Genomic DNA, 16,742 nt, shown 5'->3' with positions numbered 1-16,742 from the left:
GATAACGGACAATGCCAAAGTATCGTTCAGCAACGACCACTCATGGTCGTAATATGGCCGGAGCACGTGCCCTATGGCGTGCAACCGGTGTTAAAGAAGAAGATTTTGGAAAACCGATCATTGCGGTGGTCAACTCATTTACCCAGTTTGTACCGGGTCATGTGCATCTTAAAGACATGGGACAATTGGTGGCGGGGGAAATAGAGAAAGCTGGCGGTATCGCCAAAGAATTTAATACCATTGCGGTGGATGATGGTATTGCCATGGGCCATGGTGGCATGCTGTATTCCTTGCCATCACGGGAGCTAATTGCCGATTCGGTGGAGTATATGGTTAATGCGCATTGTGCTGATGCCATGGTCTGTATCTCGAACTGTGACAAGATCACTCCAGGAATGATGATGGCGGCGCTGCGCTTAAATATTCCGGTGATTTTTGTCTCCGGCGGTCCGATGGAAGCGGGCAAAACCAAATTGTCCGATCAAATTATCAAACTTGATTTGGTTGATGCCATGATTCAAGGAGCCGATCCTACGGTTTCTGATCAGCAAAGTCAGCAAATTGAGCGCTCGGCTTGTCCGACTTGCGGCTCTTGCTCGGGGATGTTTACCGCTAACTCAATGAATTGTTTAACCGAAGCATTAGGGCTTTCCCAGCCTGGTAATGGTTCGATGCTGGCGACTCATGCCGATCGCGAAGCGTTATTTATCAATGCCGGTAAACGGATTGTTGAACTGACCAAGCGTTACTATGAGCAAGACGATCACTCGGCGCTGCCACGTAATATCGCCAATAAAGCGGCGTTTGAAAATGCCATGGCGCTGGATATCGCTATGGGCGGCTCCACCAATACGGTTTTGCATCTCTTAGCGGCGGCGCAAGAGGGAGAGATTGATTTCGATATGACGGATATTGACCGCATGTCACGTCAAGTGCCGCATCTCTGTAAAGTGGCGCCATCGACCCAGAAATATCACATGGAAGATGTCCATCGCGCTGGAGGCGTTATGGCAATTTTGGGCGAGTTAGATCGCGCAGGATTGATCAATAACCAAACCCATACTGTGTTGGGGATGACCTTGCAACAGCAATTGGCCCAATACGACATCATGCAAACGGACGATCAAGCGGTGCTCGACTTTTTCCGTGCTGGTCCGGCTGGCATTCGTACCACCAAAGCATTTTCACAATCTTGCCGTTGGGATCGATTAGACGATGATCGCACCTCAGGTTGCATTCGCAGTAAAGCCCATGCCTTTAGTCAAGATGGTGGTTTGGCGGTGCTTCGTGGCAACATTGCCCTTGACGGTTGTATTGTTAAAACTGCGGGCGTCGATGAAGACAATCTCACTTTCACGGGACCAGCGATTGTGTTTGAAAGCCAAGATACGGCGGTAGAAGGTATTTTAGGTGGCCAAGTTAAAGCTGGGGATGTAGTCGTGATTCGCTACGAAGGCCCTAAAGGCGGCCCGGGTATGCAAGAGATGCTTTACCCAACCACTTATCTTAAATCAATGGGGCTTGGTAAGGCTTGTGCCTTATTAACCGATGGCCGTTTTTCTGGTGGTACTTCTGGCTTATCGATTGGTCATGTCTCTCCTGAAGCCGCTAATGGTGGCACGATAGGTTTGGTCAATAATGGCGATAAGATCGCGATTGATATTCCTAATCGTTCGATTCGCCTACTGGTTTCAGAAGATGAGTTGGCTGAGCGTCGAGCCGCGCAAGATAAGCAAGGCTGGAAACCGGTTAATCGTCAGCGTGAAGTCTCTTTAGCGCTCAAAGCTTACGCGAGTCTGGCAACCAGTGCTGATAAAGGCGCAGTGCGAGATAAATCGAAACTTGAGGGGTAGTGGATGAGTGCAAGCAAGCAAACCGGCGCGGAGTATTTACGGCAAATTTTGCGTGCACCTGTTTACGACGTGGCGTTAGTGACGCCACTGCAAGCAATGCCGCGCCTATCAGCGCGCATTCAAAACCGAGTGCAATTAAAACGAGAAGATCGCCAGCCAGTACATTCTTTCAAATTACGTGGTGCTTACACCATGTTATCCAGTCTATCTGATGCGCAGAAACAAGCCGGGGTGATTGCCGCCTCCGCCGGTAATCATGCGCAAGGAATGGCATTATCCGGTACCAAGCTAGGCATCAAAACCACCATCGTCATGCCCAAAACTACCCCTGATATTAAAGTGGAGGCGGTTCGTGGATTTGGCGGTGTCGTGATGTTACATGGCAATAATTTTGATGAAGCGAAAGCAGAAGCTGAACGTTTGGCAGCGCAGCATGGCTATACTTTTGTGCCGCCCTTTGATCATCCATTAGTCATTGCTGGGCAAGGAACCATAGGCATGGAGATGCTGCAGCAAAATGGTCATCTCGATTATATTTTTCTGCCCGTGGGCGGCGGCGGACTTGCGGCCGGAGTGGCGGTGCTGATCAAGCAATTGATGCCGGATATCAAAGTCATTGCCGTTGAACCAGAGGATTCAGCATGTCTGAAAGCTGCGTTAGATGCTGGTGAACCTGTGGTACTTGAACAAGTGAGTTTGTTTGCTGATGGGGTAGCGGTGAAGCGGATTGGTGATGAAACCTTCCGTTTGTGCCAACAATACCTCGATGGCCATATCACCGTTTCTAGCGATGAAATTTGCTCGGCAGTGAAAGATATTTTTGAAGACACGCGCGCGATTGCCGAGCCTTCAGGGGCACTGGCTTTAGCTGGGTTGAAGAAATTTGCCGAGCGTCACCAACTGGTGGATAAACAACTGGCTACGGTATTATCTGGTGCCAATACCAACTTCCATGGTTTACGCTATGTCTCTGAACGGTGTGAACTCGGTGAGAAGCGTGAAGGTTTGCTGGCGGTGACCATTCCTGAACGTCCTGGGGCATTTTTTGAGTTTTGCCATATTATCGGTGGTCGAGCGGTTACTGAGTTCAACTATCGCTATAACGATGACCAACTGGCTAATATCTTTGTTGGTGTTCGTTTATTAGGAGGGCAAGAAGAATTACAGCATATCGTCCATGATTTGCGACAGGGTGGTTATCCGGTGGTCGATCTGTCTGACGATGAAATGGCTAAGCTGCATGTGCGTTACATGATAGGCGGTAAACCTTCGAAGCCACTCAAAGAGCGTTTATATAGCTTTGAATTTCCAGAGTATCCGGGAGCCTTACTCAAGTTTTTGAGTACCTTAGGCACTCATTGGAACATTAGCTTATTTAATTATCGTAACCATGGTGCGGATTACGGACGAGTATTGTGTGGCTTCGAGTTAGCAGAAAGTGATTTAGTGCGATTTTCTGCTCATCTCTATGAGCTTGGCTATCAGTATAAGGATGAGACTAATAATCCGGCTTATCAATTCTTCTTATCCTAAGTCCATTTTACTTTCACATGCCAGTCATACGACTGGCATTTTTTATCCGTTCGCTTTGTGATCATGGTAGCGGTAATCTAATTGTACATAACAACATTTCATTATGGGTTTGCGTATACTGAAGCCATTGTGTGGTGATTATCCCCTTTATACTTGAAGCTGCAGGATGTTGGCTAGGTTCGTTTATGCCAATCACAGGCTATTGCACTTTCACTCGTTATATTCAGCCCGGAGACCAATATGTTTAAAGCGCTAATCCTCAACCAGCAAGAAAAAAACACAACCGCGACCATCGAATCACTCGATGAGATTCAATTGCCTGATGGCGACGTTTTGGTTGCCGTGGAGTACTCTTCACTCAATTATAAAGACGGTTTAGCCATTACTGGTAAAGGTAAGATCATTCGTAACTTTCCCATGGTGCCTGGGATCGACCTCGCGGGCCAAGTGATTGAGTCTAAGGATGCTCGTTACCAAAGCGGCGACCAAGTGGTATTAACCGGATGGGGAGTCGGCGAAAACCATTGGGGGGGGATGGCTGAAAAGGCTCGTCTGCAAGCTGATTGGTTGGTGCCTTTAGTGTCTGGATTGGACAGCAAACAAGCGATGATGATTGGTACTGCTGGCTTTACCGCGATGCTCTGTGTTCAAGCTCTGTTAGATGCAGGCATTAAAGCAGAACAAGGTGAAATCCTAGTGACTGGTGCCAGCGGCGGCGTTGGTTCCGTTGCGGTAACACTATTAGCTAACCTAGGTTATAAAGTTGCGGCGGTAACCGGTCGTGTTGAACAAAATGGTCCACTACTAGAAAAACTCGGTGCCAGCCGAATTATTGATCGCAGCGAGTTTGAACAGCCCGCTCGGCCATTAGAAAAGCAGCTTTGGGCTGGGGCGATTGATACCGTAGGCAGCAAAATATTAGCTAAAGTGCTCGCTCAAATGGACTATAACAGTACCGTTGCGGCATGCGGTTTAGCCGGCGGCTTTGATTTACCGACGACAGTGATGCCATTTATTTTACGTAATGTACGTTTGCAAGGGGTCGATTCAGTCTCTTGCCCAGCAGAAAAGCGCCTTGCGGCATGGCAAAGTCTCGCGCAATATTTACCTGCCAGTTATTTTGAGCAAGCGTGTCACGAGATCTCTCTTGAGCAGGTACCTGAATTTGCACAAGCGATTACGCAAGGCCAAGTGACAGGCCGCGTAGTGATTAAACTCTAACAGAAAGGAGACGTGGTTAATGACAACCAAGACGCTGCACGGTTTGCTACGTCTTAGTTTTGCGCTTAGGGTCTGTTTATCTTTCACGGTTAAATTTTGTTCGAGATAAAAGTGTTTTAATCGCGGCGAGAGGGTTTTGCCTAGCTATTCTAGGCAAAACCCTAAATAAATAGCAAAAAAAATCCCGCCATACAGCGGGGAAGCCCAAGAAAAATGGAGAGTTATTATATTGGAGCGCTTGTTAAATGTATGTTAATAAAGGTAGTGGTTAAAATGAGTTTTGCCAAGTGATTATTGAATATTTTTCTTTCAGTCGTATTATCTACGCCTTATTTTGCTACTCGATTAGGTTTTTGCATGACATTTGACTCAACATTAGCGACCCATTCCCTTGATGCGCAAGGACTGCGTTGCCCTGAACCAGTAATGATGGTGCGCAAGACCATTCGTACCATGCAAGCTGGCGATGTGTTATTGGTGATGGCGGATGATCCTTCCACGACTCGAGATATCCCCAGTTTTTGCCGCTTTATGGATCATCAATTGTTGGCGCAGCAAACCGAGCAACTACCTTATCAGTATTTGATCAAAAAAGGCTTAGCTTAATCTTGCAGTCTTTGGCAGCCATGGTTGATTGCTGGGGATTTAGCCGATGAAAGAAAGTAAGGCTAGATAATTCGCCCTACTTTATTATCTTTAGAGTAATCAGCATGCATATTGATGATATGTGCTGATTGCGGGTTAAGTTTATTCTTGGTACTCAATCGCTCGGATTTCTGCTTGTAGTTTATTCACTTGTTGTTGCAGTGCTCTTAACTCATTGTGCATTGGAATAATGTAAGCGACTCGGATCCAAGCCTCGACCGTTAAGGCCGCCATAATAATCGCTCCCGCGACCATGGGTAGCCACATATTGGTTAACGTCATACCTAATAAGGTGAGTAGAAACCCAAAAGTGAATAAGTAGCTCTGACTTTTGGCTGTCATTCCCGTATAGCGTGTCAGCATAATCAACCCTCTTACCGCATCACGATATGGTTAACCTAGCATGGCAATAGTGATACGAATATGGCGAACATCACGCTCTTAATGGCTTTTGGTCAAGAGCGTGATCCAGTGCTAACAATTTTTATCGAAACAACGAGATCTGTTCTAGAACAGCGCGGCAGCAATCGCTAAGCCGATAAATAAAACAGCGGTGACTTTGCGGATCAAACCAAGTGGCAGCTTATTGGCCGACAATTTGCCGATCATCACCACAGGAACATTAGCCAGCAGCATGCCAATCGTGGTGCCTAAAATGACCCACAATAAAGCATCAGCATATTGAGCTCCTAAAATGGAAGTGGCTATCTGGGTTTTGTCGCCGATTTCAGCAATAAAAAAGGCGATAAAGCTGGCAACAAAAGGCCCACGGTTAGAGATAGACTCCTCTTCATCCAATTTATCAGGGATTAATACCCATCCGGCCATGATTAAAAAACTCACCACTAAAACCCATTTTAAAATGTCGGGCGACAAATAGTCGGCAACAACCACACCAAGCCAAGCGGCTAAGGCATGATTCGCTAAAGTGGCAAGAAATATCGCCGCGATGATAGGAACAGGTTTTCGGTATCGACTGGCTAACAACAAAGATAGCAGTTGAGTTTTATCGCCAATTTCAGCTAAGGCGACGGTAGTAATTGAAATAGCTAATGCGCTCACGACAGGCTCAGTGGGGCGGGATAATTATAATAACCATAGACAAACGCCACGCCCCACCCCGGTTCGCTTTGTTTGTCTAAGGTCTTGCTAAGCTAAAAAGATTTTTAGCCTCGAACGCCATGGTGATGTGGCACCAATTATGTTGACGAACGAATCGTTAAGATTAGGTATCTTAGCGATAAGCTACTCCCCAAAGACGGCGCAATTCTAATCAGGCTGGCAATAAATCTCAAGCCACAAATGACCCCAAAGTTTACTTTTGGCATAATTTGCCACAATCGATGGGAAAAATTGCCTTAAAAGGGATTTTTGACCATTAATTAAGCAAGATTACCCCTACTCGCTGAGCGAATATCTCGGTATACTTGTTCGCTATTTCTTATCAATTCAGACAGAAGAATCGCGCGAACCTGACTATGCAAAAATACGACATCAAAACCTTTCAGGGTATGATCCTCGCGCTGCAGGATTATTGGGCCCAACAAGGCTGTACCATTGTTCAACCATTAGATATGGAAGTTGGTGCAGGTACCTCTCACCCAATGACATGCCTGCGAGCTATCGGCCCAGAGCCTATCGCTACGGCGTATGTTCAACCTTCTCGTCGTCCAACCGACGGCCGTTATGGTGAAAACCCGAACCGCCTACAGCACTACTATCAATTTCAAGTCATCATCAAACCATCGCCGGATAACATTCAAGAGTTGTACCTTGGATCACTGGAGGTATTAGGTGTTGACCCGCTGGTTCACGACATTCGTTTTGTTGAAGACAACTGGGAAAACCCAACCTTAGGTGCATGGGGATTGGGCTGGGAAGTATGGCTGAACGGCATGGAAGTGACTCAGTTCACTTACTTCCAACAAGTTGGTGGTCTTGAGTGCAAGCCGGTAACCGGTGAAATCACTTACGGTATCGAGCGTCTAGCGATGTACATTCAAGGTGTTGATTCTGTTTATGATTTAGTCTGGACAGATGGTCCATTAGGTAAAGTAACCTATGGCGATATTTTCCACCAAAATGAAGTAGAGCAGTCAACCTACAACTTTGAGCACGCGGACGTGGATTTTCTGTTCACTTTCTTCGATCAGTGCGAGAAAGAGTGTCAATACCTGCTTGAGCTTGAAAAACCACTGCCACTACCGGCTTATGAGCGGATTTTAAAAGCGGGCCATGCCTTTAACTTGCTTGATGCTCGTAAGGCTATTTCGGTCACTGAGCGCCAACGTTATATCCTGCGTATTCGCAACCTCACGAAGGCGGTTGCTGAAGCGTATTACGCTTCTCGCGAAGCGCTAGGCTTCCCAATGTGTAAAAAGGGTGAGGAGCAATAACATGGCCAAAGAATTTCTAATTGAACTGGGTACGGAAGAGTTACCACCGAAGCAGTTGCGCACTTTAGCAGAAGCGTTTGCCGCCAATTTTAGTGCAGAGCTCGCCGCGGCAGAGCTGACTCATGATGGCGTAAAATGGTTTGCCACTCCCCGTCGTTTGGCGCTGAAAGTGACTAATCTTGCTGAAAAACAAGCGGATAAGGTACTTGAAAAGCGTGGCCCTGCGGTGTCAGTGGCTTTTGATGCAGAAGGTAATCCGACGAAGGCAGCACAAGGTTGGGCACGTGGTAATGGGATCACGGTTGAGCAAGCTGATCGCCTCAAAACTGAGCAAGGTGAGTGGTTGCTGTTCAAACAAGAAGTGAAAGGCCAAGCAGCGAAAGCGATTGTGGTTGAGCTGGCTGCGAAAGCATTGGCCAACTTACCTATCGCTAAACCAATGCGTTGGGGCGATAAAGAGACTCAATTTATCCGTCCAGTAAAAACCTTGACCATGCTGCTTGGTGAGGAGTTGATCGAAGGCGAAATTTTAGGCGTGGCATCAGCACGTACCATTCGTGGTCACCGTTTTATGGGTGAGAAAGAATTTACTATCGATTCTGCCCAGCAGTACCCAGACATTTTAGAGCAACGCGGTAAAGTGATTGCCGACTACGAGACGCGTAAAGCGACGATCATTGCTGGTGCTCAGCAAGCGGCACAACAAGTGGGTGGTATTGCAGAACTCGATGACGATTTAGTGGAAGAAGTCACCGCGCTAGTCGAATGGCCAGTGGTTTTAACGGCTAAATTTGAAGAGAAGTTCCTCAATGTACCATCGGAAGCCTTGGTGTACACCATGAAAGGTGACCAAAAATACTTCCCAGTGTATGACGCCAATAAGCAATTATTACCTAACTTTATCTTTGTGACCAACATTGAGTCTAAAGAGCCACGCCACGTTATCGAAGGTAACGAAAAGGTGGTACGTCCACGTCTGGCTGATGCTGAATTCTTCTTTAATACCGACCTCAAGAGCAAGCTGATTGATCGCTTGCCACAGCTTGAAACGGCTATTTTCCAGCAGAAATTGGGCACAATTAAAGATAAGACTGACCGCATCACAGAGTTAGCCGGTTATATTGCAGAGCAAATTGGCGCTGACGTTACACAAGCCAAACGTGCAGGTTTGCTCGCTAAATGTGATTTAATGACCTCAATGGTGTTTGAGTTTACCGACACTCAAGGTGTGATGGGCATGCATTATGCTCGCCATGATGGTGAGCCAGAAGCGGTAGCATTGGCGATGAACGAGCAGTATATGCCGCGCTTTGCTGGTGATCAGTTGCCGAGTGACGGAGTTTCTTCTGCGCTAGCGATGGCAGATAAACTGGATACCATCGTCGGTATTTTCGGGATTGGCCAAGCACCAAAAGGTTCTGATCCTTTTGCTTTGCGCCGCGCTTCTTTAGGTGTACTGCGGATCATCGTTGAATACGGCTACAAGCTTGACTTAGTGGATTTGGTCGCGAAAGCGAAATCCCTCTTTGGTGATCGTTTGACTAATGAAGCGGTTGAACACGATGTGATTGAATTCATGCTGGGTCGCTTCCGCGCTTGGTATCAAGACGAAGGCTTCAGTGTTGATGTTATTCAAGCGGTGTTGGCGCGTCGTCCAACCAAGCCGGCTGATTTCGATCAGCGGGTAAAAGCCGTGTCACACTTCCGTGAACTCGAAGCGGCAGAAGCGTTGGCAGCAGCCAATAAGCGGGTTGGGAATATCCTCGCGAAATTTGCTGGTCAGTTACCTGCTGAGGTTGATCTCGCGTTATTGCAAGAACCCGCAGAGAAAGCCTTGGCACAAGAAGTCGCGGTGATGAGCGAAGCCCTTGAACCAGTCTTTGCGTCAGGTGATTATCAGCAAGCACTGAGTCAATTGGCCTCACTACGTGAACCCGTTGATGCGTTTTTTGATAATGTGATGGTGATGGCTGACGATGAAGCGCTAAAGCAAAACCGTTTAACTTTGCTTAACGACTTGCGTAACTTATTCCTGCAAATTGCTGACATTTCTCTGTTACAAAAGTAATCATTAGCAATAAACCATACGGTTTGTGATTGAAGCCCAACTCAAATGAGTTGGGCTTTTTTTCAACTGAATACTCTGGTGTTCAAAAATAGTACTTTGATAGGTAAAAGCATTGCGGTATGTTCAAGGATTGATCGATGAGCATGGCATCGTTTTATGCTCCTTTAGGCAAGTTAATACAATTATGAATTAGGCAGTCAGCAATGCAGTTTTCAAAATTTGGTGAAAAATTTAATCAGTATTCCGGTATTACCCAATTAATGGATGATTTGAATGATGGTCTGCGCACCCCCGGAGCTATTATGCTCGGTGGCGGAAATCCTGCCGCTATACCAGCGATGATCGACTATTTTCATCAAACCAGCGCTGAGATGCTGAGCAACGGTGAGCTGATCGCTGCGCTGAGTAATTACGATGGTCCGCAAGGGAAAGATCGTTTCGTTAAATCGCTCGCTGCGCTGCTAAAAACGACTTATGGCTGGGAAATTAGTGAGAAAAACATCAGCTTAACCAATGGTAGCCAAAGTGGTTTTTTCTATTTATTTAACTTATTCGCCGGTCAGCAGCCCGATGGCTCTCATAAGAAGGTTTTACTGCCGTTGGCTCCGGAATACATTGGTTATGGCGACGCAGGGATTGATGACGATCTGTTTATCTCTTATCGACCCGAGATTGAAATGCTTGATGATGGGTTATTCAAATACCATGTCGACTTTAACCAGTTAAAGGTGGATTCTTCAATTGCAGCAATCTGTGCCTCTCGACCGACCAATCCAACCGGTAATGTCTTGACCGAAGATGAGATCCATAAGCTCGATCAGTTAGCGCGGGATAATGGTATTCCGTTGATCATAGACAATGCTTATGGTGTGCCATTTCCTAATATCATTTTTGAACAGGTTGAACCGTTTTGGAATGACAATACCATTTTATGCATGAGCTTATCCAAACTTGGATTACCAGGCGTACGTTGCGGCATTGTCATCGCCAATGAAATGGTGACTCAAGCTTTAACCAATATGAATGGCATTATTAGTTTAGCCCCCGGCAGTGTTGGCCCCGCGATAGCTCAGCATATGATTGAGCGAGGGGATTTACTGCGCTTGAGTGATGAAGTTATTCGCCCATTTTATCAACAAAAATCACAAACCGCGGTGAAGTTACTTCAGCAGGCGATACCTGACTCGCGCTTTCGGATCCACAAACCTGAAGGGGCGATTTTCCTATGGCTGTGGTTTGATGAATTGCCGATCAGCACTATGGCGCTGTATCAGCGTCTTAAAGATCGAGGAGTATTGGTTGTTCCTGGTGAATATTTCTTTATTGGCCAACAGGAAGACTGGCCACATACTCATCAATGTCTACGGATGAACTATGTGCAAGATGATCAGGAAATGCAAAAAGGTATTCAGATTATCGCCGAAGAAGTCGCTAAGGCTTATCAGCAAGTTGAGCAGTCATCGATCTGCTGAAGGTGTTAGGGGCTGTTATCACCACCGCCAGCCTAATGTGTGGCTGGGGTGGTTTTAGGCGATGAGTCAGCGTTTAATCATGTTTGTGCAGCGCTGGAAAATTCTCTTTATCTAATAGCTGGCTAAGGCGCGCAAGGCGTCTTTGCAGTTCACCGCTATAATCGGCACTGATATTAATATGGCCCATCTTACGCCCCGGGCGTTTTTGTTTGCCATACCAATGGACATGACACCCTTCCATAGCAAGCAACGCGTCCGGCAGGCTATCAAGGCCTAAGACGTTAATCATGGCTGTCGGGCGGATCAGTTGCGTGCTGCCTAATGGTAAACCACATACGGCGCGCAAATGATTTTCAAATTGACACGTTTCGGCACCTTGTTGTGTCCAGTGGCCGGAGTTATGTACTCGAGGTGCAATTTCATTGACCAGCAGCTGCCCGTTGACATCAAAAAATTCTAAAGCCAGCACACCCACATACTCTAATTGCTCAGCTACCGCGCGAAAGATGCTTTCGGCTTGTTGTTGTAGCGCGAGATCATCCAACGAGGTGGATAAACTCAACACGCCATTGGTGTGCACATTTTCCGTCAGGGGATAGGTCACTATGCTGCCATCTTGTCCTCTCGCGCCAATTAACGAGACTTCGCGATCAAAAGCGATAAATTGCTCGGCAATGATGGTTTGTTGCGCTGAGCTTGCTAAGCAGTCTTGTAGTTCGGGCCAAAGACTATCAATATCTTGTGCTTGTTTGAGACGCCATTGCCCCTTGCCATCATAACCACCAAGCGCGCTTTTTAAAACCATCGGTAGTCCAATGGTTTCGATAGCAGTGAGCAAATCGTCACGAGATTGTACGATGGCGTATTGAGCACTATTTACAGCCGCTTGCTTAAGTAATGCTTTTTCACGTTGTCGATTGCCACCAGCTTTAATCGCGGTTTGATTGGGAAGCAGCTTGCCACTTTGCGCGCATTGCTCAAGTATATCATCAGGAATATGTTCAAATTCAGCGGTAATCACATCCGCTTGCTCAATGGCCATCGCTAGCCCTTGGCCGATGACTTGGCCTGTGATCGGCTGCACGATATTACCGGTTGTTACATCAAACGCATGGATCTCAATATTCAGCGGAGTGCCTGCTAGCGCCATCATGCGGGCTAATTGGCCAGCCCCTAAGACTAAAACTTGCATCTGATTAGTCCTCTGCTGGATTAGGGTTGGCGAGCACGGTTTCGGTTTGCGCTAAACGAAAGGCATCGATTTTCGCCATGATCTCTTGATCATGGGTGGCGAGGATTTGTGCGGCTAATAAGCCGGCATTAGCGGCCCCCGCTTCGCCGATAGCCAGCGTTCCTACCGCAATGCCTTTTGGCATTTGCACGATAGAGAGTAGTGAGTCCATCCCGTTAAGGGCTTTTGATTGTACAGGCACGCCAAGTACAGGCAAGCTAGTAAAGGCAGCCGTCATGCCTGGTAAATGCGCCGCGCCGCCGGCGCCAGCGATGATAACTTTAATACCTCGTTGCTGAGCGCTGCTAGCATAATCCGCCAGTAGTTGAGGAGTTCGGTGAGCAGACACCACCTTGGTTTCATAATCGATCCCAAATTGCTGCAACATTTCTGCTGCTAGCTTCATGGTTGGCCAATCGGATTTCGAACCCATAATAATCGCCACTTTCATTGTAAACTCCTTCAAACATCATCACATTAGGGTGAATGGGTTATTTGCGCGCATTATACGAGTATTTTTTTCTTAGGAAAACGTTTGCGTTGTGGTTATTTTGTCAAAGATACCATTTGTCAGTAAATAGCTTTAGCCTGTTTTAACCAGAATTTGTAAACTCAGTGGGTCGACTAGATTTCACAAGAGAAAGGTATCGTGGATAATTTTCAACTCTGTTTACAGGCATTACGTGATGGTGATGTTATCGCCTATCCAACCGAGGGGGTATTTGGTGTTGGATGCGACCCAGATAACTCACAAGCGATTGAAAAGTTATTAGCTTTGAAGCAGCGACCGGTAGAAAAAGGCTTGATTTTGATTGCGGCCTCTTATCAGCAATTGTTGCCATATATTGATGAAAGCCAGCTAAGCGCCGAACAATTGGCGACGATTCATGCGACTTGGCCGGGCCCCGTTACATGGGTGATGCCTGCTAGTCAGAAAGTCTCGTCATGGGTCAGCGGTCAGTTTGACTCGATTGCGGTGCGAGTGACGGATCATCCACTAGTACAACAGTTATGTAATGCGTTCGGTAAACCGCTTACCTCGACCAGTGCTAATTTAACAGGGCTGCCGCCGTGTATGACCACTGAGCAAGTTGAGCAGCAACTGGGTGAGCACCTGCCAGCTATTTTACGTGGTGAAACTGGTGGTAGAAATAAACCGAGTGAAATTCGTGACGCGAAAACGGGTCAAATTTTAAGACAAGGTTAAGCAAGGAAATCGACGATGCCAGACATTGATAAGCAAGCGGTAAAGCAGTTTTTGCTTGAGTTACAAGACAGTATTTGCCAGCAATTAGAACAGGCCGATGGCAAGGCTAAGTTTGTCGAAGAAATCTGGCATCGTGAGCCGAGCGAACGCTTAGGTGGCGGTGGGCGAACACGAGTCATGACCGACGGTTTGGTTTTTGAACAAGGCGGCGTTAATTTTTCTCATGTTACTGGTCAACAAATGCCAGCATCCGCCACCGCACACCGTCCTGAGTTAGCTGGTCGGCGTTTTGAAGCGATGGGGGTGTCGTTAGTGATGCATCCGCATAATCCTTATGTGCCTACCTCTCATGCTAATGTGCGCTTTTTTATTGCTGAAAAAGAGGGAGAAACGCCCATTTGGTGGTTTGGCGGTGGTTTTGACTTAACGCCGTTTTACCCATTTTTAGAGGATGTGCAAGCATGGCACGCGACGGCGCGGACCTTATGTGCGCCTTTTGGTGATCAGGTTTATGCTGAACATAAGGCTTGGTGTGATGATTATTTCTTCTTACCGCACCGTAATGAAACTCGCGGTGTGGGTGGGCTCTTTTTCGATGACTTAAATCAATGGCCATTTGCTCAGTGTTTTGCCTACATGCAAGCGGTTGGTAAAGGTTACACAGAGGCTTACTTGCCGATTGTTGCGCGGCGTAAAGACACAGCTTATGGTGAAGTACAGCGACATTTTCAGTTATATCGGCGCGGGCGCTATGTTGAATTTAACTTAGTCTATGACCGAGGGACGTTATTTGGTTTACAAACCGGGGGCCGAACAGAGTCGATTTTAATGTCGATGCCTCCGTTAGCGCGTTGGCAATATAACTACCAGCCAGAGCCTAATAGCGCTGAAGCGCATTTGGCCGAATTTTTAGTGCCAAGAGAGTGGTGACAGTCAAGCATGGCAGTGATAGGGTCAAGTCAGACCCTTTTTGTTAATTAGGTTAATGATATGGAATTTCAATACGATCGTTATGCGGTCTTCGGTAACCCTATTGGCCACAGTAAATCGCCTTTTATTCATACCTTATTTGCGCGTCAAACCAATCAAAACATGACTTACACTGCTCAATTGGCAGCGGTCGACGGTTTTGAGCAGGCAATGAATGATTTTTTTGCGCATGGTGGTAGAGGGTGCAACATCACCGTACCATTTAAAGAACAGGCTTTTCAGTTAGCGGATCGCTTAACAGAACGCGCCCAGTTAGCCGGCGCGGTCAATACCTTGAAAAAACTGGATGATGGTGTGCTACTTGGTGATAATACCGATGGTGAAGGGCTGGTTCAAGACTTACTGCAGCATCAAGTTGCGTTGACGGGGGTGAAAATCTTATTGATTGGTGCCGGCGGCGCAGCGCGAGGCGTCATCAAACCTTTGTTAGATCAGCATCCTGCTGATTTGGTGATCACTAATCGCACTTTCTCTAAAGCGGAAGTGTTGAGTCAACAGTTCGCTGCCTATGGTTCAGTGGTGGCTCAGCCGATGGAGACACTGGCAACCTCATTTGATGTTGTGATTAACTCCACCTCTGCCAGTTTAGAGGGGGAGATCCCTCAGATATCGCCACTGATTTTTGCTAACCATAGCGTCGCTTACGATATGATGTATGGCAATCAGCTTACGGTGTTTAATCAATGGGCAAAGGACAATGGCTGCTACTCAGTTTATGATGGTTTAGGTATGTTGGTTGCCCAAGCGGCAGAAAGCTTTATGTTGTGGCGTGGCCTGCGCCCTGGAACTAAGCAAGTCTTACGTGAATTAAGAAAAAATTTATCTGGTGGCGTATGAACCAAGCGATTTTATTTACCGATGATCAAAAGTGGAATGAGCAGCTACAAGCGGTTGATTTTTCCGCGCAGCAGAGTGGCGCGCTCATCGGCTGTTTTATTTCGTTATCTGAGCTGCAATCTTGGTCTGGGGTGACGATTACCAGCCCACAGCAGGCACTGACGGTGTTTAGTGAGTGGCGCTTTGATATTGAAGAACAAGCGGAGCAGCTAATTGAAGAAGAGTGCTTCACTTCAGCCGGTATGATTGAGGTGCTAAAACCGTAAACACCTCATGGGCGGGCTCGAAAGGTCAATAGACCTAGAACAATGATGTAGCTAGAGTTGCGATGGTTCAGCTAAGTACTCATTTTTAGTTTGTACATAGTTACTTGCTGATTGCAGTAAAAATTGTCGCTCTGCTTCAGTTAGCTTACGGGCTTGTTTCACCGGACTTCCGACGTACAGATAGCCGCTGACCAAGGTTTTTCCGGGCGGCACTAAGCTACCCGCACCTATCATTACCTCACTTTCAATGATGGCACCATCAAGAATAATCGATCCCATCCCCACCAGAACTCGATCGTGAATGGTGCAGCCATGCAGCATGACTTTATGGCCAATAGTGACATCATTACCGATCAAGAGCGGATAGCCATTAGGATTGTGGCTATTTTTATGGGTGACGTGTAAAACGCTACCGTCTTGTATATTGGTGCGTGAACCGATACGGATGTGGTTAACGTCACCGCGTGCAGCAACTAAAGGCCAAATACTGGAATCACTCTCGATAGTGATATCGCCCACTAAAACCGAACTGTTATCTATATAGACACGTTCATTTAGCGTCGGTAATACCCCTTTATAACTTCGGATAGAACTCATCAAACCATCCTCAATAGGCTTAAATTGCGGTAAATAAGCTAAGAATAGCACTAGAAATGGCATTTTTGAGCAATAATCGCTCTGTTGAGCGAGAAATCATAAAAAAAGTAAAAAAGCACTTGCCAAGTTAAACAAACTCCCTATAATGCGCCCTCACTGACACGGCAGATGCCACAAGGCTTCAAGCAATGTTAGTTGAGAGAAAGCTTCTAAAAAAGAAAATTTGAAAAAGTGTTTGACTCTTCAAATTAACTCGCTAGAATTCACCTCCGCTTCGAAGCTCAGTGAGCCTCACAAGCAAGCTCTTTAACAATTTAAACCAATCAATCTGTGTGGGCACTCGTTGATGATAATCAAAATGCTTAGCAATAAGCACTTAGGTATCAATGAACTGAGTGACCAATTGATAGCGCTTTTAGCACTATC

16 protein-coding genes and 1 riboswitch are annotated in these 16,742 nt (G+C 46.6%); of the genes, 11 read left to right on the top strand and 5 right to left on the bottom strand.

The window, feature by feature from the left end; translation table 11 throughout:
- Positions 1–11: 11 nt before the first annotated feature.
- The 4 genes from ilvD (at position 12) to tusA (ending at position 5,213) form a co-directional block, all read left to right on the top strand.
- Positions 12–1,853 (top strand): dihydroxy-acid dehydratase, encoded by a 1,842-nt coding sequence (gene ilvD / locus BSR11_RS09840; protein ID WP_072670236.1) that lies wholly within the window; start codon positions 12–14, stop codon positions 1,851–1,853.
- 3 nt (positions 1,854–1,856) lie between these two features.
- Positions 1,857–3,386, top strand: a complete 1,530-nt coding sequence (gene ilvA / locus BSR11_RS09835; protein WP_072670235.1) for a threonine ammonia-lyase, biosynthetic — start codon at positions 1,857–1,859, stop codon at positions 3,384–3,386.
- Positions 3,387–3,626: 240 nt separating this feature from the next.
- Positions 3,627–4,607 (top strand): acrylyl-CoA reductase (NADPH), encoded by a 981-nt coding sequence (acuI, locus tag BSR11_RS09830; RefSeq protein ID WP_072670234.1) that lies wholly within the window; start codon positions 3,627–3,629, stop codon positions 4,605–4,607.
- A 357-nt stretch (positions 4,608–4,964) separates the two neighbouring features.
- A complete protein-coding gene (gene tusA / locus BSR11_RS09825) occupies positions 4,965–5,213 on the top strand; it encodes a sulfurtransferase TusA (protein ID WP_072670233.1) in 249 nt (82 codons plus the stop codon).
- A 141-nt stretch (positions 5,214–5,354) separates the two neighbouring features.
- Here the strand turns inward: tusA and BSR11_RS09820 are convergent, their stop codons facing one another.
- A complete protein-coding gene (locus tag BSR11_RS09820) occupies positions 5,355–5,615 on the bottom strand; it encodes a hypothetical protein (RefSeq protein WP_072670232.1) in 261 nt (86 codons plus the stop codon).
- A 144-nt stretch (positions 5,616–5,759) separates the two neighbouring features.
- Positions 5,760–6,314, bottom strand: coding sequence for a TMEM165/GDT1 family protein (locus BSR11_RS09815; protein WP_072670231.1), 555 nt, complete (start codon positions 6,312–6,314; stop codon positions 5,760–5,762).
- An 89-nt stretch (positions 6,315–6,403) separates the two neighbouring features.
- A riboswitch (yybP-ykoY riboswitch) is annotated at positions 6,404–6,518 on the bottom strand.
- A 212-nt stretch (positions 6,519–6,730) separates the two neighbouring features.
- Between BSR11_RS09815 and glyQ the strand changes: the two genes are divergently transcribed.
- The 3 genes from glyQ to BSR11_RS09800 all read left to right on the top strand — a co-directional run bounded on the left by glyQ (position 6,731) and on the right by BSR11_RS09800 (position 11,188).
- Entirely contained in the window at positions 6,731–7,648 is a 918-nt protein-coding gene (gene glyQ, locus BSR11_RS09810; RefSeq protein ID WP_072670230.1) for a glycine--tRNA ligase subunit alpha, read from the top strand.
- Between the two features lies 1 nt (position 7,649).
- The gene (gene glyS, locus BSR11_RS09805) at positions 7,650–9,716 is read left to right on the top strand and encodes a glycine--tRNA ligase subunit beta (protein ID WP_072670229.1); all 2,067 of its coding nucleotides are present in this window, start codon (positions 7,650–7,652) and stop codon (positions 9,714–9,716) included.
- A 203-nt stretch (positions 9,717–9,919) separates the two neighbouring features.
- Positions 9,920–11,188: a valine--pyruvate transaminase gene (locus tag BSR11_RS09800; RefSeq protein ID WP_072670228.1), complete on the top strand. Its 1,269-nt coding sequence runs from the start codon at positions 9,920–9,922 to the stop codon at positions 11,186–11,188.
- 73 nt (positions 11,189–11,261) lie between these two features.
- On the opposite strand, the gene BSR11_RS09795 is transcribed toward BSR11_RS09800, so the two are convergent.
- The gene (locus tag BSR11_RS09795) at positions 11,262–12,380 is read right to left on the bottom strand and encodes a 5-(carboxyamino)imidazole ribonucleotide synthase (protein ID WP_072670227.1); all 1,119 of its coding nucleotides are present in this window, start codon (positions 12,378–12,380) and stop codon (positions 11,262–11,264) included.
- 4 nt (positions 12,381–12,384) lie between these two features.
- Positions 12,385–12,870, bottom strand: a complete 486-nt coding sequence (purE, locus tag BSR11_RS09790) for a 5-(carboxyamino)imidazole ribonucleotide mutase (RefSeq protein WP_072670226.1) — start codon at positions 12,868–12,870, stop codon at positions 12,385–12,387.
- Positions 12,871–13,068: 198 nt separating this feature from the next.
- On the opposite strand from purE, the gene tsaC reads away from it, so the two are divergent.
- The 4 genes from tsaC to BSR11_RS09770 are packed head-to-tail and all read left to right on the top strand — an operon-like array spanning position 13,069 to position 15,719.
- On the top strand, positions 13,069–13,626 hold the full coding sequence (tsaC, locus tag BSR11_RS09785) for an L-threonylcarbamoyladenylate synthase type 1 TsaC (RefSeq protein WP_072670225.1): 558 nt from the start codon (positions 13,069–13,071) through the stop codon (positions 13,624–13,626).
- 15 nt (positions 13,627–13,641) lie between these two features.
- Positions 13,642–14,556: an oxygen-dependent coproporphyrinogen oxidase gene (hemF, locus tag BSR11_RS09780; protein ID WP_072670224.1), complete on the top strand. Its 915-nt coding sequence runs from the start codon at positions 13,642–13,644 to the stop codon at positions 14,554–14,556.
- Between the two features lie 60 nt (positions 14,557–14,616).
- Entirely contained in the window at positions 14,617–15,453 is an 837-nt protein-coding gene (gene aroE / locus BSR11_RS09775; protein ID WP_072670223.1) for a shikimate dehydrogenase, read from the top strand.
- Positions 15,450–15,719: a DUF1488 family protein gene (locus BSR11_RS09770; protein WP_072670222.1), complete on the top strand. Its 270-nt coding sequence runs from the start codon at positions 15,450–15,452 to the stop codon at positions 15,717–15,719. Before aroE ends, BSR11_RS09770 begins: the two co-directional genes overlap by 4 nt.
- 51 nt (positions 15,720–15,770) lie before the next feature.
- Here BSR11_RS09770 and BSR11_RS09765 read toward each other — a convergent pair whose 3' ends face one another.
- The gene (locus BSR11_RS09765) at positions 15,771–16,316 is read right to left on the bottom strand and encodes a gamma carbonic anhydrase family protein (RefSeq protein WP_072670278.1); all 546 of its coding nucleotides are present in this window, start codon (positions 16,314–16,316) and stop codon (positions 15,771–15,773) included.
- Between the last annotated feature and the right edge of the window lie 426 nt (positions 16,317–16,742).

The sequence above is a fragment of the Vibrio injensis genome (genome assembly GCF_001895205.1).
Lineage (GTDB): Bacteria > Pseudomonadota > Gammaproteobacteria > Enterobacterales > Vibrionaceae > Vibrio > Vibrio injensis.
This window is presented reverse-complemented; position numbering and strand designations above follow the sequence as displayed.